Source organism: Arthrobacter sp. efr-133-R2A-120, assembly GCF_030209835.1.
GTDB lineage: Bacteria > Actinomycetota > Actinomycetes > Actinomycetales > Micrococcaceae > Arthrobacter.
In genome coordinates, this window is sequence record NZ_JARVRF010000007.1 from 1 (window position 1) to 20,420 (window position 20,420).

At 64.0% G+C, this 20,420-nt stretch carries 12 protein-coding genes and 2 tRNA genes; 3 read left to right on the top strand and 11 right to left on the bottom strand.

The features are described 5' to 3' along the window. Nucleotides 1–257: 257 nt before the first annotated feature. The 3 genes from QRN52_RS04470 to QRN52_RS04480 form a co-directional block, all read right to left on the bottom strand. A tRNA-Met gene (locus tag QRN52_RS04470) sits at nucleotides 258–334 on the bottom strand. A gap of 449 nt (nucleotides 335–783) precedes the next feature. Next, nucleotides 784–957, bottom strand: coding sequence for a hypothetical protein (locus tag QRN52_RS04475; RefSeq protein ID WP_284751572.1), 174 nt, complete (start codon nucleotides 955–957; stop codon nucleotides 784–786). A gap of 101 nt (nucleotides 958–1,058) precedes the next feature. Next, complete coding sequence (locus QRN52_RS04480; protein ID WP_284751573.1) at nucleotides 1,059–1,421, bottom strand: hypothetical protein; 363 nt, start codon at nucleotides 1,419–1,421, stop codon at nucleotides 1,059–1,061. Between the two features lie 81 nt (nucleotides 1,422–1,502). Here QRN52_RS04480 and QRN52_RS04485 point away from each other — a divergent pair, with 81 nt between their 5' ends. Next, on the top strand, nucleotides 1,503–1,757 hold the full coding sequence (locus QRN52_RS04485) for a hypothetical protein (protein ID WP_284751574.1): 255 nt from the start codon (nucleotides 1,503–1,505) through the stop codon (nucleotides 1,755–1,757). 266 nt (nucleotides 1,758–2,023) lie between these two features. Here the strand turns inward: QRN52_RS04485 and QRN52_RS04490 are convergent. The 3 genes from QRN52_RS04490 to QRN52_RS04500 form a co-directional block, all read right to left on the bottom strand. After that, nucleotides 2,024–2,097, bottom strand: a tRNA-Met gene (locus QRN52_RS04490). Between the two features lie 202 nt (nucleotides 2,098–2,299). Beyond that, nucleotides 2,300–5,302 carry a UPF0182 family membrane protein gene (locus QRN52_RS04495; protein ID WP_284751575.1) on the bottom strand — a complete coding sequence of 1,001 codons (3,003 nt, stop codon included), beginning with the start codon at nucleotides 5,300–5,302 and terminating at the stop codon, nucleotides 2,300–2,302. Nucleotides 5,303–5,435: 133 nt separating this feature from the next. Then, entirely contained in the window at nucleotides 5,436–6,653 is a 1,218-nt protein-coding gene (locus tag QRN52_RS04500) for a YlbL family protein (RefSeq protein ID WP_502869690.1), read from the bottom strand. Between the two features lie 217 nt (nucleotides 6,654–6,870). Between QRN52_RS04500 and QRN52_RS04505 the strand changes: the two genes are divergently transcribed. Then, the gene (locus QRN52_RS04505; protein ID WP_284751576.1) at nucleotides 6,871–8,316 is read left to right on the top strand and encodes a zinc-dependent metalloprotease; all 1,446 of its coding nucleotides are present in this window, start codon (nucleotides 6,871–6,873) and stop codon (nucleotides 8,314–8,316) included. A 15-nt stretch (nucleotides 8,317–8,331) separates the two neighbouring features. Here QRN52_RS04505 and QRN52_RS04510 read toward each other — a convergent pair whose 3' ends face one another. From QRN52_RS04510 to nudC, 3 genes are read right to left on the bottom strand one after another with little or no spacing between them, the layout of a single operon-like run. Continuing rightward, nucleotides 8,332–8,961: a M48 metallopeptidase family protein gene (locus QRN52_RS04510; protein WP_284751577.1), complete on the bottom strand. Its 630-nt coding sequence runs from the start codon at nucleotides 8,959–8,961 to the stop codon at nucleotides 8,332–8,334. Continuing rightward, nucleotides 8,961–11,093, bottom strand: coding sequence for an ATP-dependent DNA helicase UvrD2 (locus tag QRN52_RS04515; RefSeq protein WP_284751578.1), 2,133 nt, complete (start codon nucleotides 11,091–11,093; stop codon nucleotides 8,961–8,963). Before QRN52_RS04515 ends, QRN52_RS04510 begins: the two co-directional genes overlap by 1 nt. Continuing rightward, nucleotides 11,090–12,076: an NAD(+) diphosphatase gene (gene nudC, locus QRN52_RS04520; protein ID WP_284751579.1), complete on the bottom strand. Its 987-nt coding sequence runs from the start codon at nucleotides 12,074–12,076 to the stop codon at nucleotides 11,090–11,092. The genes QRN52_RS04515 and nudC overlap by 4 nt, the downstream gene beginning before the upstream one ends. A gap of 143 nt (nucleotides 12,077–12,219) precedes the next feature. On the opposite strand from nudC, the gene QRN52_RS04525 reads away from it, so the two are divergent. After that, nucleotides 12,220–13,518, top strand: a complete 1,299-nt coding sequence (locus QRN52_RS04525; protein ID WP_284751580.1) for a macrolide 2'-phosphotransferase — start codon at nucleotides 12,220–12,222, stop codon at nucleotides 13,516–13,518. Between the two features lie 11 nt (nucleotides 13,519–13,529). Here the strand turns inward: QRN52_RS04525 and QRN52_RS04530 are convergent, their stop codons facing one another. Next, nucleotides 13,530–17,114, bottom strand: a complete 3,585-nt coding sequence (locus QRN52_RS04530; RefSeq protein ID WP_284751581.1) for an ATP-dependent helicase — start codon at nucleotides 17,112–17,114, stop codon at nucleotides 13,530–13,532. After that, nucleotides 17,111–20,377: an ATP-dependent helicase gene (locus QRN52_RS04535; protein WP_284751704.1), complete on the bottom strand. Its 3,267-nt coding sequence runs from the start codon at nucleotides 20,375–20,377 to the stop codon at nucleotides 17,111–17,113. The genes QRN52_RS04530 and QRN52_RS04535 overlap by 4 nt, the downstream gene beginning before the upstream one ends. Between the last annotated feature and the right edge of the window lie 43 nt (nucleotides 20,378–20,420).

Genomic DNA, 20,420 nt, shown 5'->3' on the forward strand with positions numbered 1-20,420 from the left:
GCCCGGCGATAATGGACCGCCCCGGACGGCCAGGCAACCCGTCCCACTTCATATCGTCTAAGGAAATGAGCCAAGTCAGGGCAAAAGCTGGGCGACACGCCAAATCCACGTCGACACCCGTATTCAGGTGTCGACAGGGATCTAGCGCATCCCCGGGTAATTTGCGCGTCGACAGGTCGCCCATAACCCTCGACAAGGGGGGTTATAGGGGGTTAAACGAAAGAGTCCGCCCAGACGGGCGGACTCTTTCGTTTATTTGGTTGCGGGGACAGGATTTGAACCTGTGACCTCTGGGTTATGAGCCCAGCGAGCTACCGAACTGCTCCACCCCGCGTCGCAGAATCAACTCTACCGCACATTCAGGGGCGCCCCTGACCATTCAGGTGTGCGCTGCGGCACGATGGGGAACTCAGGATCCATAGGGAGCCTTCGGGCCGGCGCAACAGCACCTCAGAGGCGGGCCTGTTCTCGCCGGGACCCGGCGCCGTCCTGAACTTCTTTGATTTGGGAAAGCGCTTGCGACACGGCGAGTCGCGTTATTTGGGTGTCGAGACGGCTCAAAGAAGGTCAGGACGGAGCTTGCACACCCGTACCGGGGAGAAGATCTACCCATCCCCCGCTCCCCCACCCGCAAATCGGTGGCAAAATCGAGTAGGTGGGTCGGGGTTCCTGACCCACCTCACACCACCGTACGTTCGGGCCTCGCATACGGCGGTTCGCTAGGTCATTTGAAAGCGATCCCATGCAGGGCGTAAGTGGATGAGGCCTTGACCTTCCCAGCACTCAGTTGGGCGGGCCCTGTGGAGGATGGGTGATTTCGCGGTCCGCCAGCAGGCTCGACTGCTGTTGCCCCATTGATAGGCCAGATCCGGCCTGGTCCCAAGGCTCAAGGCAGTTCTGGTTCGAGCGCTGCGTGTAGCCATCGCGCTGGGATGCCAGCACTGGCGACCTCTTCACGGGGCTGCTTGAAGCGAATCAGGCAGTAACTACAATGGCACACGATGCCGGAATCGCTCCGGCAAACTTCGCCAAACTTGCCTAGGCGCACGACACCCACCTCATCGGCTAATCCGCGAGGACGCGTGCCGTAAAGCAGCCGCAGGGGCAACCCACGCAACCGCTGCCGGATCTCCCGAGAATTCAACTGAATCGATCGGACGAAAGCGTCCTTTCGCAGAGTGGCCTGCGGCATTTTCGAGGAAGAGAAAGCCGAACGGACGCCGGGGCTGACGCCACCCTGAGCTATCGCCCAGGCGAGCCATCGTCCAGTTCATGCGCTCCAGGGCCGTGTCAACGCTGAATCGATCACCTGCTGTCCGGCGTTGTTCCATCGTTTCGTCGAGGAGGCGCGGTATCTCGGTTTCTGCTACGCCCTTTTTCCTGAGGGCGTACACAATATCCTGCTTGAGGTTTGATTCCATTGTTTCACTCCGTTGTCGAGATCATGCGGTTAAACTACATCCCGCGTTCGATTGCGCCAGACACCGATGACGCACGGCACAATGATCCAAATCGCTGCTGAGGAAATCGCTGCGATGGCGCTTCCTCCTTTTTTGTTGAACTGGCTGAGGGGAAATCCAGTGATGAATGTTTGTTCCCCCGCCCAAGAAACTAGCGCGATATTTCGCCTCTCAGTGGTCGAAGTGGCCAAACTCCGTGCAGATTTGCCAAAAATCAGTGTGTTTTTCGGCAATCTCAGTGTGGATCTCGACGCTTCTGCGTGTGAAAAAACGTTTCACCCGGATCGGCCCACATAGCCGTCTAAGACCGTCTCCAAGATCTCGCTGGGGAAGCGGGGGGCGGTCGTCTCCGGTGCGCATACCTCAGGATCGAGAGCGCGGCGAAAATGGGGGTTAAACGAAGGCACCGTCGGATTCTGCTGGATCATTCTCTTCGCCTAAGTTGCCGGTCCCGGGATTCCGCGGGCCCGCAATTCCACCCATCCCGCACTCCCCCATCACAAATCGGTGGAAAACAAAAAGATCCGGCACAGTGTTTCCACTGTGCCGGATCTTTTCTCCAGTTGCGGGGACAGGATTTGAACCTGTGACCTCTGGGTTATGAGCCCAGCGAGCTACCGAACTGCTCCACCCCGCGTCGCAAGAACTACTTTACCTGCAGGTGAATGTCAGGCCAAATCCAAACGACGTGACCTCCGTCTCCCCTGTCCAGCGGCCACCTCTCACGGGCCGCCAGATCAGAAGCCAGATCAAGAGAAAACCGGGCCAGCCCTCGTCTGAGGGCTGGCCCGGTCTTTCGAAACCCCAGCCAAGCCGAAATCAGCCTGCTGGAGAATTGCCTACTTGCTCGGCGAAGGCGACGAGGACGACGACGGCGACGGGCTCGCCGAAGGGCTGGCACTTGCCGACGGAGCCGGAGTGACACCAAGCCGGGACTCGGCGTCGAGCGCTTTCTGTATCGCCGCGGACAGGATGCTCTGCTGGGCACCGTATCCGGCGAAGTCGCCCTTGGCCAGTGCAGCCTGGCCATCCTGGATGGCCTTGTTGGCCTGATCCAGTGCAGCCTTCAGCTGGGCCTGCGCATCCGCTGCAGCCGGTGGCGTCGTTGTCCCCGGCGGAGTGGGAGTCTGGCCGTTATTGGCCGAGTCCCCTGCCGATGCTCCTGAGTCACCGCCGAAGAGGATCTTCAACGCACCGTCGAGCGTGGGGGCAAAGCCGACCTTGTCGCCAAAGGCCACGAGCACGCGCTGAAGCGTCGGATATGACGTCTCACCAGTGGACTTCAGATAGACCGGTTGGACATAGAGCAGGCCTCCGCCCACCGGCAACGTCAAGAGGTTGCCATTGAGCACATCAGATGCTCCCTGCCTGAGCAGGTTGAGTTCCCGCGACACTTCAGGATCGGAGTTGAACTTGTTCTGGGCTTGGCCGGGACCCGGTACCTGGGTATCCGTTGGCAATTGGAGTAATCGCAACTGGCCATAGGTGTCGGCCTTCACGCCCTTCTGGCTACCGGCGTCGGAATCGGCCGCGAGGAAGCCGTACAGGATGTTCCGGGCGGCGCCGTTGACCACCTGCGGGATGAACGACGATGTCAGCTGGAAGGCCGGCTTGGTCTGGTCAGGCATCTGCAGGGACATATAGAACGGAGGCTGCCGCACGGGATCCGTGACCGTGGGGTCGTTCGGAACGCTCCACGCGTCGTTGTTCTGGTAGAAGCTGTCCGCATTGGTCACGTGGTAACGCCCAAGCAACTCACGCTGGACCTTGAAAAGGTCCTCCGGGTAGCGCACGTGGCTCATCAGCTGTCCCGACATCTCCGAGTACGGCTTGACGGTGGTCGGGAAAATCTTCTCCCACGACTTCAGGATGGGGTCCTGGTCATCCCAGGCGTACAACGTGACCGAGCCGTCATAGGCGTCAACAGTGGCTTTGACCGAGTTCCTGATGTAGTTGACCGTGCTGTTCGGCAGGGCCGCCGTACGCCCGGAGGTGGTCTGCGAATCGGCCGTAGCGTTTCCCAGTTGCTGCTGCTGGGAGTAGGGGAAGTACTGGCTGGTAGTGTAGCCGTCCACGATCCACTTCACCCGGCCGTCGACCACTGCGGGGTAAGCGCTGCCGTCCACCGTCAGGTAGGGAGCAACCTTTTCCACGCGCTCACGCGGAGTGCGGTCGTATAGTATCTGCGACTTCTCGTTGACGCCGTCAGAGAGCAGCAGGTCCGAGGACTGGAACTTGATGGAGTACAGGAGTCGGTTGAACCAGTTGCCCACGCTGGGGCCACCGTTGCCGGTAAAGGTGTATTGCGTTTCGGTAGAGGTGTCCTTGCCGGCCGGACGGTCCTGTTCACGGTGCGGAGCGCCATCCGGGGCACCGACCACTGAGTAGTCCGGCGAATCTTCACCGAAGTAGATGCGGGGCTGGTAGCTCGCATCGCTGCCAAGCGTACCCATAGATGGAATTCCGGACAGCAGGAAGTCCGGTTTGCCATCAACCGTGAAGGTATTGCCCTTGGCGGCGACGACGCCGTAACCGTGGGTGTAGACGATGTGCCGGTTGACCCAGGTCTGCTGGCTGGCGTTCAGCCCGTCCTGGTTCAATTCGCGGACAGCGATCACGGTGTCCTGGGTCTTGCCGTCCACGGTGTAACGGTCGACGTTGAGAGACTTGGGGAACTGGTAGTACGGACGGTACTGCTCCAGCTGGGAGAACGCCGAGGAAACCAGGTTCGGGTCCAACAGCCGGATATTGGCGGCCGTCTGGGCGTCCTTGGCAAGCGCCCCTGTCTTGGCGTCCGTGGTGGCGTTGTACGGAGAAACCTTGATCTTGTCCAAACCGTAGGCGGACCGGGTCATGGCAATGTTGCGGTCAATGTACTTGTTTTCCAGCGTCTGCTCCGAGGGGCGGACTTGGAACTGCTGGATGACCCATGGGTAGACACCGCCAGCGAGGATGGACGTGATGATCAGCATGGCCGTGCCGATGACGGGCAAGCGCCAACGGCCAATCACGGCGGCCACAATGAAGAGGATGGCTACCAGACCCGCGGCAACGGCCAGGATGGTCTTCGTCGGGATCACCGCATTGACGTCGGTGTAGAGGGCGCCTGCCCAGTGTCCGCCGTTGTTTTGGACGGTGCTGTAGACGTCAAGCCAGAAGTTGGCTCCAAGCAGCAGCAGGAAAACAGCCCCGGTCACGGCCAGGTGGATTTGGGCGGCACGGCTGGTGAAGATCCCCCGCTCCATGAGCCGGATACTGCCGTAGAGGTAGTGGGTGAGGATTCCCGCGATTCCGGCAATCACCACAACGCTCATGAGGAAACCCGTGACAAAGCCAAGGAACGGCAACGTCATGAGGTAGAAACTGATGTCCAGGCCAAACTGGGGATCGGTCTGGCCGAACGGTACCTGGTTGAAGAACAAAAGCACCGCTTGCCACTGGCTCGCGGCCGCGCTGCCGGCGAACAGGCCGAACAGCACGGGGATGCCGATCATGACCACGCGTCGCACGGGTTCCAGCTGGGCCTGGTACCGGTTCAGGTTGTCCCTGACCTCGGCATCCGGGGCATAGACAGGCCGCGCATGGTAAGCAACGCGGATTGCGTAGAAGATCGGCACGGACATCAGGACGAAGCCCGCGAGGAAAATTAGTATCCGGGCAAGGTTTTCCTTGAAATAAACTTCGAAGAAGCCCAGCTGCTGATACCAGAGGACGTCTGTCCACACATTGGCGAAGAAAATGAATCCCACCACCGCGACGGCGACGATGATCAAAGTTGGAGTGAGGGCACCCCGTCTCCGCTGCGGTCTTCCGGGCGGGCTGGTGCTGGCTGGACGGGACAAACTCGATACCTCATCGCTGGTCGTCAGTTAACGGTCATCAGTGCGTGTGTTCGTCGGCCCCGGTGCCGGGTGCTAATGGCGGAGGCCGTCACTAGTGCCACGAGTGGCAGTGGAGCTAAGTTCCATCATCAGTCTAGTTGTTGGAGCATGTCGGGAGGCGGGACATATCCTGGCCCGAGGCGAGTCGCTCCACGGCTGATTTTGCGTCCGCCAGAGTGTCCACTTTGACTACCTGCAGCCCGTCCGGAATGTGTCCTACTACCTCGTCGCAATTGGCGGCAGGCGCGAGGAAAAGCGTGGCGCCGCCGTTGCGGGCTCCGCGCATTTTCTGGGCGATCCCGCCAATAGGTCCCACGGTGCCGTCCGGCGAAATGGTCCCGGTACCGGCCACATGCTTGCCCCCCGTGAGGTCGCCGGGGGTGATGCTGTCGATGATGCCCAGCGCGAACATCATGCCGGCGCTCGGTCCGCCCACCTGGTCCAGGGAGATCTTGACGTCAAACGGGAACGTGAACTTGTACTGCAGCAGCACGCCCAGGATGTACTTGCCGTTTGAGCCCTTGCCCGGGGTGATGCTCACCGTCACGGGCTTGCCATTCCGGTCGACGACGACGACGGCGGGCGCGCCCGCGCCGTCGGCCAGTGCGATTTGGACGACGTTCAGGGACGTAATCGCCTTGCCGTTGATCGACGTGAAGACATCTCCTGTTTGGAGTTTGCCTGCAGAGGCGGAGCCGTCAGACAACCCCGCGACTTCAAGCTTCTGCCCGTACGGAATGTTCTCTTCCTGCAGGGCCGAGGCAACAGCGTTCTCCTGGGACGTGGTCATGGCAAGCGCGCTTTCCTGTTCGGATTGCTGCTTGGTGGTGCCCTTGGGGTAGAGAAGTTCTTCGGGGTACACAGCCTTGGAACCGTCCAGCCAGGCTTGGAAGGCCTCGAAAATGTTGACGGGTCCGTTGGGACCGCCGTTGATGTAGACGGTGGTCAGGTCCAGATTTCCTTTGGCAGGATACGTCGCGTGCCCGGTGATGCTGATGACCGGTTTGTTGTGGTCCGTGCCCAAGGTGTTGAACGTCGGCCCGGGAGACTCCACGACGTAAGGAACAGGGAGAACAGCCGCGGCGATTCCCAACACAATGGTCAGGGCGCCGGAGACGAGCATCGCGATGTACCGTCCGTCGCGGCGCTGTGCCGCTTGGGGCGCGCGGGGCGGTTCCTGCCCTGGCTCCTGCGATGCTGCAGCATCCTGTGCCGGGGAATGGCCGGGCGACGTCGGGACGCCCTGGGGGTTGGAGGGGCCGAGAGGCTGTCCGGGTTCCCCGGCAGCTCCGGGGCTCGGCAAACTAGTCAATGAAAGACCTCTCCGCGCCGGGAACCGTGTGCCCGACGCTACCGTTTCGACTCCCTCAGGGTGGAGGCGAGTAAACATACCAACGATCCACCCTACGTCGCTGTGCCCGCCAGACCTGCTTTGCCTAGAGCGAACGACGCGTTATTGAGGCAGACAGCCCCCGGGCATCGCGGTACCTTGAAAGTGATCACCAGTCACACCGACGATCGGCGGCACCATGACCTCCAACCCCAATACCCCCTCCAATGGAGACGATTCCCCTGTGGATCCCTTGGCAGAAATGCTGAAGAACCTGATGGGCGGGCAAGGCATGGGCAACATCGACCCCGCCGAATTAGCCAAGGCCGCGGGGCTCCCGAACGATCCCAACATGCTGCAGCAGATGTTCGCCCAAGTGCAGGCCATGATGAGCTCCACTTCCGAGGGCCCTGTCAATTGGCAGCTCGCACACGAGAATGCCCGCCGCGTTGCCGCTGCGGGCACGGATCCGTCGGTGAATGCCCTGCAGGCCCGAGAAGTCGACGAGGCGCTCCGGCTCGCGGAACTCTGGTTGGATCCGGTCACCGATCTTCAGGCGACGGGCCTCATCGGCCGCGCCTGGTCCCGCGCCGAATGGGTGGAAGCCACCCTCTCTACGTGGAAACGACTCACGGAACCGGTGGCCAACAGCATCGCCAATGCCCTGTCGGACGCGCTGACACAGCAGATGCCGGAGGAAATGAAGGCCATGATGGGTGGCACCTCGTCCATGTTGCAGAACATGGGCGGAGCCATCTTCGGCATGCAGCTCGGCCAGGCCATCGGTGCCCTGTCCGCCGAGGTGGTCAGCTCTACCGATATCGGAGTTCCGCTCGCTGATCTCGAGATGGCATTGCTACCGGCCAATGTGGCGAAATTCGGTGAAGGCCTGAGCGTCCCGGAGAACGACGTCCGGCTGTTTCTCGCCGTCCGCGAAGCCGCTCATGCCCGGCTCTTCGTGCAGGTTCCCTGGCTGCGAGGCCATCTCCTCGGCGCCATCGAAGCGTACGCCCGGGGAATCCACATCGACATGTCCCGCGTCGAGGACCTCGCCCGGGACCTGGATCCCGGCAACCCAGAGGGCATTCAAGAAGCCCTCTCCCAAGGGGTGTTCACGCCCGAGCGCACTCCCGAACAATCGGCCGCCCTGGAGAAACTCGAAACCGCGCTCGCGCTGGTTGAGGGCTGGGTGGACGAACTGACGGCCGCCGCCACCGAGAACGTGCTGCCATCCGCCGTCGCGCTCCGCGAGACGGTGCGGAGGCGCCGCGCCACGGGAGGACCCGCTGAACACGCGTTCTCCTCGTTGGTGGGACTCGAACTGCGCCCGCGGCGCCTGCGCGAAGCCGCCACACTGTGGGCTGCTCTGAAGGACGAGCGTGGAATAGCCGGCCGCGATGCCATCTGGCAGCACCCCGATTTGCTCCCCACGGCGCACGACCTCGACGACCCCGCGGGCTTCACGGAACGGCGCCGCCTGGCTGAAGCCAGCGACACCGAAGTGGACGATGCGCTGCAGAAGCTCCTTGAAGGCGGCTACGACGCTCCGAACGATGAGGAGAAGGGCGAGGGCACCCCGGAAGCTCCGAAGCCTGAAGACGGCGATTCCCCTGACGACACTGAGCCCGGAGAGCCCAAGGCTTAGCCGCTCCTAAAACGCCTAATCGGCTTCGGCGTCCCAGCCCCCGGCCGGGACGCCGGCGCCTTCTTCATCGGGTCCAAGCCCCCGAGACGTCGCAAAGGCGACGCCCTCGAGGAAGGCCTTGGCACGCTGCGTTTCGGGGTACGCCTCCAGCAAGCGCCAAAACGCGGCGTTGTGCCCGGCCACGAGCAGATGCGCGAGCTCGTGGAGCAACACGTAGTCGACAACCCACTGCGGCATGGCCTGAAGCTTGTCCGAAAGCCGGATGGTCCCGTCCGCCGGAGTTGCCGAGCCCCACCGTGACTTCTGGTTGCTGACCCAGCGCACCGACGTCGGGGTGGCACGCCCGCCCAGATACCTCGAAGACAATTCCGCGGCACGACCGGCAAGGGCGGCGTCGCTCGCGGGTCTCCTCCTGCCGGCGCCTTGGGCGCCCCTATCCCCCTGACGCTTGAGCTTGTCCAGCATCCGCCGGACCCATTCACCCTCTTGAGCTTTCGTGAAGTGGGCAGGGATTGCAACAACTGCGTTCCCGTCCTCCCAGAAAGCCGCCACAGTACGACGGCGGCGGGCCGAGCGACGCACGACGACGGGTGCGCCGTCGTCGGTGGTCAGCGGCAAAGCGGGCTGTCCCGCGACCCGGGGCACTAGGCGGACCCGTTCTCGACGAGAACCGCCAGCACGGCTTCACCGTACTTTTCCAGCTTGGAAGGACCGACACCAGCGAGTTTTGCCAGTTCCTCGAGCGATGCCGGGCGGGCCTCGGCGATGGCCGTCAACGTCGCGTCCGTGAAGACCACATAAGCGGGAACCTCGTTGCTCAGGGCCTCTTCCTTGCGCCATTGCCGCAAAGCCTCAAAGGTCTGTTCTTCGTATGTGGGCGGGCACTGGCTACAGCGACCCACCTTGCGTTCGGCGCCAGTGGCGAGCATGGTGCCGCAGACCCTGCACGACGCCGGTGCTGCCGCCTTGCGCCGTGGCGTGGCCCGGCTGCGCGCGCTGGCTCCGAGCACCGAATCGGGGCGGAGTCCGTCGAGGAAGCGTGAAGGCTTGCGGTTGGCACGGCCACCGGGCGTGCGTGCCGTCGACCAGGACAGGGTCAGGTGCTCGCGTGCCCGCGTGATTCCGACGTAGAGCAGGCGGCGTTCCTCGTCCACGCTCTCGGGAGTGTCGGCGAAGGAAATAGGCATAAGTCCCTCGCTCAGGCCAACCAGGAACACAGCATCCCATTCCAGGCCCTTCGCGGCGTGCAGCGATGCGAGCGTCACACCTTGGACCGTAGGAGCGTGCTGGGCCACCGAACGTTCCTGGAGTTCGTTGACGAATTCCATCAACGTGAATTCCGCCCCGCGGCTGACGGCGAGTTCGTCCGCGAGCGCCACGAGCGCTGCGAGGGACTCCCAGCGCTCGCGGAGGGCGCCGCCGCTATGCGGGGCGGAATCCGTGTAGCCGAGCGAAGCCACGATGTCCCGGACCAGTTGACCGAGCGGCTCCTTGGCGGAGTCTTCGGCTACCGCACGTGTGGCGGCGCGCAACTGGAGGATGGCGTCCCGGACTTCCTTGCGCGCGAAGAACCGCTCACCGCCTCGCAGCTGGTAGCCGATACCTGCGGAAGCAAGTGCTTGTTCATAGGCTTCCGATTGTCCGTTGGTGCGGAACAGCACGGCAATCTCGCTCGCCTTGGTGCCGGCGTCGATCAATTCCCGGATCCGGCCTGCAACCACCGCCGCCTCGGCCTCGTCGTCGGGGCATTCCATGAACCGCGGCTCCGGTCCGGCCGGGCGCTGGGCCACCAACTGCAGGGGCTTGGCCCACGCGGCGTCGGCAACAGTTCCACCGCTGCGGCGGGACCCGAGGAGATCGTTGGCCAGCTTCACCACTTGGGGCGTAGAACGGTAGTCACGGACCAGTTTGACGACCGTCGCCGAGGGGTAATGGCCCTTGAATCCCAGGAGATGCTTAGGAGAGGCTCCCGTGAAGGAATAGATGGTCTGGCTGGCGTCGCCCACGACGCAGAGTTCGTCACGACCGCCAAGCCACAGTTCCAAAAGCCGTTGTTGCAGCGGAGAAACGTCCTGGTACTCGTCCACCACGAAGTGCCGGTACTGCTCGCGGACTGTGGCAGCCACTTTCGGGTCTTCCTGGAGGATGCCCACCGTGATCAGCAGGACGTCCTCGAAGTCGATCACGTTGCGGTCCGTCTTCACGTCCTCGTAAGACTGGAAAACCCGTGCGACGGCTGTGAGGTCGAAGCCTCCCGGAGTGCCTCGGCCATGCGCGTTCTCAAGGTAGTTGGCCGGCGTGAGCATGGATACCTTGGCCCACTCGATCTCCGCCGCGAGGTCGCGGATGGAAGCCCGATCGGTACTCAGCCGGAACCGCCGCGCGGCTTCGGCGATCATGTTCGCCTTGTGGTCCAGCAAGTTTGGCAGGACGCCGCCGATCGCCTGCGGCCAGAAGAACTGCAGTTGCCTGAGCGCAGCGGCGTGAAAGGTGCGTGCTTGGACGTTTCCGACGCCGAGATCCCGCAGCCGGCTGCGCATCTCGGCGGCGGCCCGGGAGGTGAAGGTGACAGCCAGGAGGCGCTGTGGGCTGTAGACCCCGGAGTGGACACCGTAGGCAATGCGGTGCGTGATGGCCCGGGTTTTTCCGGTACCCGCTCCGGCGAGAACGCACATTGGCCCGTTGAGGTTGCTGGCGACTTCGCGCTGCTCGGCATCGAGGCCGCCGAGAATCCGGTCCTCGAGTGAAACGGTGTCGTTGAAAATGCCGCCTGTCACTGCTGGAGGTCCTCGATGACGCCGCCGTACCAGTGCTCGATCAGGGAACGCGCGATCGAAAGCCTCGTGGAGATCGTGATCTCACCGCTGAGCACGGCTGCTTGGAGTTCCGCGCGGCTGAACCAGCGCGCCCGGGTGACCTCGACGCCGTCGGGCCGGGCCTCGACGTCGTCCGTTGTTGCCGTAAACCCGAGCATAAGCGAGGCCGGAAATGGCCACGACTGCGAACCAAGGTACTGGCAAGCGGTGACCCGCACACCCACTTCTTCCCCGATTTCGCGAACCACGGCCTGTTCAAGCGATTCCCCTGGCTCAACGAAGCCGGCCAGCGTGGAGTAGTTCTTGGCGTCAAGCGGCCCGCCTCCACCCAGGAGCAGCCTGCCGTCGGAACCGACCACGGTGACAATGATGGCCGGATCGGTCCTCGGATAGTGCTCCGATTTGTCCCGCGGGCATCGCCGCACCCAGCCGCCGGCTTCGATTTCCGTGGGAGTTCCACACTGCGGGCAGTGGGTATGGGTGGCATGCCAATTGGAAATGGCACTGGCCTCGACAAACAAGGCTGTGTCCAGTGCACCAAGGCGGGCGGCTACCTCCCGGAATCCCGCCCACGAGCCATCGGCCGGAAGGCCCGCGGCTCCAGGCGAAACCGGCTCAGCAGGGACAAAGAGGACGATTGGTGTTTGCTCCGGGACGGAGGAAGCAGCAAGGGTCCGGCCGAGATAAATGGCTGTGAGCGGTCCGCTTGCGGCTTGGAGGGATTCGAAGAGCGGCGCGGCGTCGCCCAGCCACAGCTTGTCGCCCACTACGAGGGCTTGGCGCTGCGACAATACCAGGGCCTTGGCTTTGCCCGATGAGATCACTTCGTCAAGCATGCCCGGTTTCAGGCGTTCAGCAGATCCACGGTCAACCATGGCGGGGCGCACGGGAAGAACGGTATCGATAAGGTGGTTTGCCGGCGCCTGGAACTCGGTGAAACTCATGTACCTACCGTACTGACTCGCACCGACAATTGACATTTGGATCCTCCAGCGATGCACGCCCCTGGATGCTGTTTTCCTGCGGATCTCGAGACTCGCCGCGCTGCATCGCTGCCAGAGGCGCTTGTCAATCTACCGTGGAAGACGTGAGAAGAACACCGTTCGAACTGGCCGCTGTAGCTACCGCGGCGGTGCCCGGCCTGACGCCGATGGCTGCCGCCTCCGCCCCGGATGATGCTGCCGATTTCGATTCGGCACTTCTGCTGGATTCGGAGGGCAAGCGTTGGCGCGTCCGTTCACCACGCCATCCGGAAGCCAGTGCCCGGCTGGAAACCGAGTTCATGATTCTCAGGGCTTTCGCCCCGGCCATCCGGGCCGAGCTGCCCTTTCTGATGCCTACCGTGGCCGGAACGGTTCGCCAGGGTGCGCTGAGCACCTTTGTATACGCACACTTGGCGGGGGCCACGCGCAGCATCGAAGAGCTGTCCACCTGCAATGATGCCTTGGCCAAGGAGATCGGCACGGCTCTGGCGGCGGTCCATGACCTCCCCCAGTCCCTCGTCAATAACGCCGATCTTCCCAGCTACACGGCAAACGAATTCCGCCAGCGCAAGTTGAACGAGCTGGACCAGGCCGCCACCACGGGCAAGATTCCGCCCTCCCTGCTCCGCCGCTGGGAGCACGCCCTGGAGGACGTGGCGCTGTGGCGCTTCAATCCGTGCGTGGTCCACGGCGATCTCCATGAAGACAATCTGCTGATCGACGGCGACAGCGTCACCGCCCTGACAGGCTGGACGGATCTGCGGATCGGCGATCCTGCCGATGACTTCGCCTGGCTCGTGGCGTCAAACGAACAGAAGTTTGTTGAGTCCGTCCTCCGCCACTACACGGAAGCCCGGCGGGACACGCCTGACGGCCACTTGCTGCGACGCTCGGCACTTCTTGCCGAATTCGCCTTGGCCCAGTATCTCGTCAAGGCCTTGACAGCCGGTCACAGCGAGATGACGGCAGAAGCCGAGGCGATGCTCAAATCCCTCGCCGACGACATCGAAGAGCAAAACGCATTGGCAGCCGAGGAGGCAGAGGCCGCCGCTGCGGAGCTTGCCGCTGCCGACGGGCTGGCGGCACCGGCAGTCGTCATTGCTTCGGAAGCCAAGGCCCCGGAGGGCGGCTCAGCGAAGCCCACGGTGAGTGTTACAGCCATCCCCGAGCCTGCTCCCGACGACGTTCCCGAGGTTCGCCCGGAGACGGCCGCCGCAACGCCCTCGGTCACGGTTGAACCGTTGGATGTCGCCACCACAGACGAAGCCGCCGTGGAGCCTGCGGAAGATTCAGCAAACGGAACCGGCTCCACGCCGGAGGCGCCGTCCGAATCAGACGACACGTCGACGACGGCCCTCCAGGTGGTGGAGCCCGCGCCGCTCCAGGACGCCAAGGACCACTAGTCCGTCCCGGCTTAGCTACCGTGGTTTCGGTTGCCTAGTGGTTTCGGTTGCCTAGTGGTTTCGGCTGCCTGGTGGTTTCGGTTGCCTAACGCGGAAGCGATGATCTTCTCCAGTTCTTCGGCTGTGCCCAGGTCGTGGGGCCTCACGACAGCGTCGTCGGCAACGTAGTAGAACGCTGCACTGACGTGCTCCAACGTCACACCCTTGAGGCGCGCCCATGCCAGCCGGTAGACGGCCAGTTGCACGGCACGGGTCTTGAGTTGCCTGCCGGCCGGGCGCTTGCCCGTCTTCCAGTCCACCAGTTCCCACGTGCCGTCCGCGCCGCGGAAAACTGCGTCAATCCGTCCGCGCACCACGACGTCCCCGATCCTTGTTTCCACGGGAACTTCGACGAAAGCCGGGGACCGGTGTGCCCATTCTGAATTGGTGAACGTCGCCACCATGTTATCGAGTCCGTAAGCTTCGTCGATATGGGAATCAGAACCGGGCGCTTCGTCGAGATCCAGCATGCCTGTGGTTCCGTAGTATTCCTCCACCCAGGAATGGAACGCGGTGCCTTTGCGTGCCGAGATCCCGGGCTGCCGGGGCACCGGACGCCGGAGCTGGGCCAGGACCGCAGCCGGATCGTCTCCGAGGTCGACGAACATGGATGCTGAGATGTGTCCGGGCAAATGGACGTCCTGGACGGGTTTCCGCCGCAACTGCCGTTCCAGCAACAGCTCCGCTTCGGCGGCCCAGCCGGCTGCCGCCCCGCGGAGGGAGGTCAGGGTGGCATCGACCAGCGGCGCATCCGGTCGCAGTGCCTCAACAGCGTCCCGGACCCGGGTTGCTGCCGCTTCCATGGCGGCCCGCCGCCCCGGTACCAAGCGGAGCCGTTCCCCCGTACGAGGGTCGCTGGGACCTTCGAGCGGATCATAGGGGAAGATTGCCACCTCTGTGCCGGCGGTCAGGGGGCTCTCAGTGGGCAGCGCGTCTTCGCTGAGGGACTGCGGGTGAATGGCAGCGGCCGATGCTCCGCCGGAATGGTCTCCTGCCCCACCGGCGAGGCCGGCCAGCTCGGCAAGGAAAGGTGACGTCTCCGCAATGCCTGCCCGGGAACCATTCCACGCGGCGCTCGATGCCCACAGGACGAACTTTGCACGGGTATAGGCAACGTAGGCGAGTCGCCGCTCTTCAGCCTCGCCGTGATGCTGGACTTCCGATTTGAAGTCCTTTTCTGCGTCCAGCCAGCCCTTTTGGTCCGGCTGGTCCAGATCCCATTGGGGGAGGTCCGCCCGGTCGCCACGGAGGGGCCATGGCAGGGCCGCGGTACCGCTGCTCCACCGGGAGTCCCGGTTGCTTGGGAAGGCTCCGGCGTTGAGGCCAGGGACGAAGACAACGTCCCATTCCAAGCCTTTGGAGGCATGAACTGTCAGCAGTTGCACGGCCTCGTGGTTCACCTCGGCGTCGGCCATGTCCAGTCCGCCTTCTTCTGATGCGGCCGCCTCAAGCCACCCCAGGAAAGCCAATAGATCGACGCGCTGCGAGGTCTGCAGGAAACCCGCCGCGGCGTCATGGAATGCGTCCAGGTTCCGGCGGGCCTGGTGGATACTCGTGCCGGGCTTGGCTGCGACTTCGATGTCCAGCAGCATGGCACGTTCCACCTCGCCAATTAGCGTGGTCAGATCGTCTCCGATGAACCCGCGCAGGTTCCGAAGCTCTGCAGACAAGCGGCCGAGACGGTCCAAGGCCGCTGCGCTGAGGGAGCGTCCATGGCCGGAGGTCCACCCCGGGCGTGGCAGGAAGTCCAGCGCTTCAACAAGGCTGGCTGCATCGGTTATGTCGCTCTCCACGACCGTCTCCGTCGGGCTTTCATCCGCGCTTGACAGATCGTCCCCCATACCGCTGTCTCCCGCACCGCCGTGGGATCGCCGCCTGGCAAGGAACTGCGACCAGTCGCGGAATGCCATCAGATCTGCAGTTCCGATCCTCCACCGGGCGCCTGCCAGCAAACGCATCAGGGCATCGGAACGGCCGGGATCGGCGAGGACCCGGAGCGCTGCCACGAGATCCACTACTTCAGGGGTATCGAGGAGGCCGCCCAGTCCGACTATTTCGTACGGGATCCCTTGGACCTCGAATTCACGCCGCAAGCACTCCATCTGGGCCCGACGGCGGCAAAGTACTGCCATGGTGGGAGAAACCGGCGTACCGTCCGCAGAGGTTTCAAAGACTGTGCGCCGGTAGCGGCGGACGTCCCGGGCAATCGCTGCGGCTTCGTCTTCATCTGTGGCAAAACGTCCGAGAACAACGTTGCCGTCCACGGCCGCCGGGCTCGGCTGCAGCGGAGGCACCGCCACGGCACTGTCTTCGGCCCTCGAGCCCGGGGTTCCCTCACTCGCGCCGGCCTTGTTAAGCGGCGCAGAAATGACATTGGCGGTGGCCAGGATGTTGCGCCCGTTCCGCCAAGCAGTGGTCAGGTACGAGGTAGGTGCGGTGGCAAGGGATCCCGCTCCGACGCTGTCTTCCACCCGGACGGGAAATTCCTGGACAAAGTGGAACAGTTGGCCGGCCGATGCACCCCTGAACCCATAGATGGATTGGTTGGGATCCCCCACCGCCGTCACGGCGTGCCCTCCTCCGAACAGGCGGGAGAACAGGACTAGTTGCGCGTGCGAGGTGTCCTGGAATTCATCCAACAACACAACCTTGTACCGGGCCCGCTCGGTGGCGGCCGCCAAGGGTATGTCCTGGGCAATCTTCGCAGCGAGCGCAACGAGGTCGCCGAAGTCCAGGACGCCGCGGTCCCTCTTGGCGTCTTGGTAACGCCCCACCATATCCGCGACACTTGCCCTGGTCCGCAACATGGCGCCGAGATCGCCGGCGGCTTGGGTTGGGTTCTTTTTCGCCGCGGACATATAGGGCAACTGCGCGAATTCGGACACGCGCTCCATCAACCAGCGCTGAACCTCGGCGGGTTCGCGCAAGTGTTCGGCGCACTCGCCGGCCAATTGCATCACGGCGTTGACCAACGTTGACTTGGCAGCGGTGAAGTGCTCATAGTCGCCGTCGTAAGCTTCGACCACTTCACTCGCAAGCTGCCAGGCCTGGGCGCCGCCGAGCAGCACCACATCGCGCTCGATACCCAGGCGCAGACCGTAATCGGACACGATCCCGCTGGCGTAGGAGTGGTAGGTGGACACTTTGGGTTCAAGCTCGTCGGAGCCGGCAACCCCCTCCGGGAAGCCGAACTGCCCGTTGTCCGAGGACGCGATGCGCTGCAAGGTGGCCAATTTGGCCCGGATGCGGCTGGCCAGCTCCCCTGCCGCTTTACGGGTGAAGGTGACGCCAAGGACCTCTTCGGGGCGAACCCATCCGTTCGCGACGAGCCACACCACCCGGTCCGCCATAGTTGCGGTTTTCCCGGATCCGGCGCCGGCGATGACCAGCCGGGGAGTCAGGGGCGAGGCAATGATGGCGGATTGCTCCTCCGTGGGACGGTTCCGTTCGCCGAGGATATCGGCCAATGCGCCGGGCGAGAATCGAGGTTCCGGCAGTACGGAGGCAACCTCGGCGGCCTCTCCGGCTTCGATTCCGGCGAGTGTCTGGACGGTCATTCGGTGACCTGCTTTCCCCTGGCGCACAATGGGCAAATATCGGGCAGACGGCAGCCGTGGCCTCCATGGCTGCCCTTTGAGGGATCGTGACGTGCTTCGAAGCTTGCTCCGGCCATGAGCACGGCGGCCTCGCTGACAAGGTCCTGCGCCCAGTTGTCTCCCGGGTCCAGGGGCTCTTGCACTTGGACCGCCGGTGTCTTCGTCTTGGTCCCCAGCTGCGCCAGGACGGCGCCGCCCGGGACAAGCCCCGGAACAGGCAGATCCTGGAATGCCCCGTGCAGCACCGCCGCCTGATAGGCACCCAGCTGGGGGTGCCTGGCGAGCTCGGCTTTGCCTGGCTGGCGTTTGCCCGTCTTGAGGTCAACAATCACCAGCCTGCCCTCAGTGTCTATTTCCAAACGATCCACTTGTCCCCGAAGCACGGCGTTCCGGACAGCATCGGAATCCTCGGCAACGTGGCCCAGGCGGACTTCCGGAAGGGGAACCTCGAAGTCCGCTTCGACCCCGGCCAGGCTTCGGCCCTCGCTCCGCATGACAAGGACGTATTGGGCGAGTTTCCGGACCATCTGCTCTGCTCGCTGGAAGTCCAGCCTGCCCTCCCAGTTGTCCTTCATGCCCAGGGTCGGCCAGCGACGCACAAGCTCCGCGACATACTCGGCCCCGGAGGCATCGGGCAACTCCTGGGCAATCGCATGGACCAAGGTGCCCAGGCTACGGGCAAAGTCGGTAGCGGCTTCGCCACCTGCCGCCTGGACAAACCAATCCAGCGGCGATTTGTGCACAGTTTCCACCTTCGAAGGAGAAACGAACACCGTGCCTTGCACCGGGACCACCGGTTCCTCGCTGCTGAGCGGTGCCAATCCCCACCAGGAATCCGGATGCGCCCCCGGCACTGCAGGCTCCGCGGTGGCGAGGTGTGCCAGCACGCGCGCGGCTTCGGCGGCGTCCTCGGCCACGCCCGGGCGGGCAAGCGCGGCGTCGTCCGGCTGAACGCGCTGCCTCAACTCGGCCACCAAGGCGCGCAGGGTCATGGGCCGGCCAACCGGCGTGTACTCGCGCCGGTATTGCCCTGGTTCCAAAGGCACCACGTAGTCGAGAAAGGCCGATTGCTGCTCGTCTTCGGAAGAAACCGCTGTGCATATGAGGACTTCCCGGGCACGCGAAACGGCTGTGGAGAAGCTCCGCAGTTCGTCGTAGCGGATATCCCTCAGCCTGCTGAGGGGCCCGCGCTGCAAGGCGTGTTCAACTCCATGCTCCACGGCATCGGCAAACAAAGTACTGCCGAGGAGTTCACCCCGGAGCCTGGTATTGGGCCAGACTCCCTCCTGCAGGCCCGCGACGATAACCACGGCCCACTCCCGCCCGGCCGCGCTGGCCGGCGTCATGAGCTCCACCGCTTCCTCCAACTGCGCCCTGGCGGCAAGGGTGTCCATGGGGAGTTCCTGGCTGAGCAGATATTCCAGGAACTGTTCGGGACCTGAGCCAGGGAGCTGGTCGACGTAGCGCTCGGCAGTGTGGAACAGGGCCATCATGGCGTCAAGGTCCCGGTCCGCGCGGGCGCCGGCCGCGCCGCCGTCGAGCGCCATTTCCGTCCAGCGCGAAGACAGACCGGTGGCTTGCCACAACGCCCACAACACCGTCTCCGCGTTGGCTCCGGGTTCGGCGGCCGCCGAACGTCCCGCCGCGATCATGCGGGCCAAACGCCGTGCCGAGCTAACCTCGATACCCAAAGACCCCAGCGCCCCCGGCTCCAGCAACGCTTCAACCAACAACGCATCGCTGGACCGTCCACCGCCGCCCAACAGCTCCTCCCGGCGCAAGGATTGCCGTAGGCGGCGCAACTCGATGGCGGTAGCGCCACCGATCCTCGACGTGAGAAGCGAGACGGCAGACTCAGGCGTCAGCTTGGCGGCATCCAGGACGACGCCGTACACCTCAAGCAGGGGACGAACAGCCACTTCGTCGCGGACAGCGGAATCCGCGACCGGGACACGGACGGGGATGCCTTGGCCGCTCAGATAACGCTGCAATTGCGCTAGTTGACCACCGTTGCGCACGATCACAGCAATGTCGCCGAACTCATGGTTCTCGCGCAGCTGTGCTTCGAGGATGCGTTGTGCCACGTAGCGCAATTCGTGGACTGTGGAGGGAAGGACATGTGCTTCCACCCGGCCCGCGCCCTGCCTGCCTCCGGAACGCGTTTCCTCCGCCGATGCAGGCAACGGGTCCAGGCGCCGCGCCAATTGGCCTCCCGCACGCTGCGAAATACGCGCAGCCACGCCGGTCCACGCCTCCGCAACGACAGGGCGATGCCGGTGGGTGTGCCATAGCGGAAGCTCCCGCACCGTGCCTGCAAGGCCTCCGAGAAGCCGCGGCAGTTCGGCGACAAGGTCAGGACGGGCACCGCGGAACCCTTGGACCACGGTGTCCGGGGAGGACGCCACCAAAACGTCCTTTCCTTCTGCAATGTCCGCGAGCAGTTCAAACACGGCGGGATTTGCCTCTTGGACGTCGTCCACCAGGATCAACTGCAGCCGCTCGCGCTCTGCCGCCAGGAATCCGGGCGAGTCCTGGAAGATCTGGCGCGCCGCGGTGATGATTCCTGCCGGGTCAAAGGCTTCCGGCATGCGCAGGTCCAGGACATCCCGGTACTCCGAATAGAGGTCTGCGGCAGCGATCCAGTCCGGTCTGCCGCATTCATAGGCAAGCGACGTGAGGTCGTCCGCGGTGCGGCCGGATTCGATGATCCGGTCGAAGAGTTGCCGGATCTCCTGGCGGAAACCCCGAGTTGGCAACGCGGCCGACAAGTCCTGCGGCCAGGGAAGTTCGAAGCCCGGCCGGGCGTGCCCCTCCAGCAGTTCCTTGATGATGAGGTCCTGTTCCGGCCCCGAGAGCAATTTGGGCGGCCGCTGCAGCGGCAGCACGCCCTCGGCCTTGGCTCGCCGGATCAGGTCGAAAGCGTATGATGCCCAGGTGCGTGCCGGCGTCGTACTCAAGCTGCGGTCCAGCCGCCCGGTAAAGGTGTCCCGCAACGCCGACGCCGCATGCCGGCCGGGTGCGAGAATCAGGATCCGTTCCGGATCCACGCCGTCACGCTGAACCCGGCGGACGGCGGTTTCCACCAGCACAGTGGATTTTCCGGTGCCCGGCGCCCCCGGTATCAGGACCGGCCCGGATCCGTGCGGGAGCCCGACGACGGCAGCCTGGTCGGCTGACAACTCCGGCGCTGCGTAGTGGACCTCGCGCGGGGGAAGCAGGCGCAACCGGGCGGGCGCCTGCCGCGGTTGTGCCTGCCGCGGTTGTGCC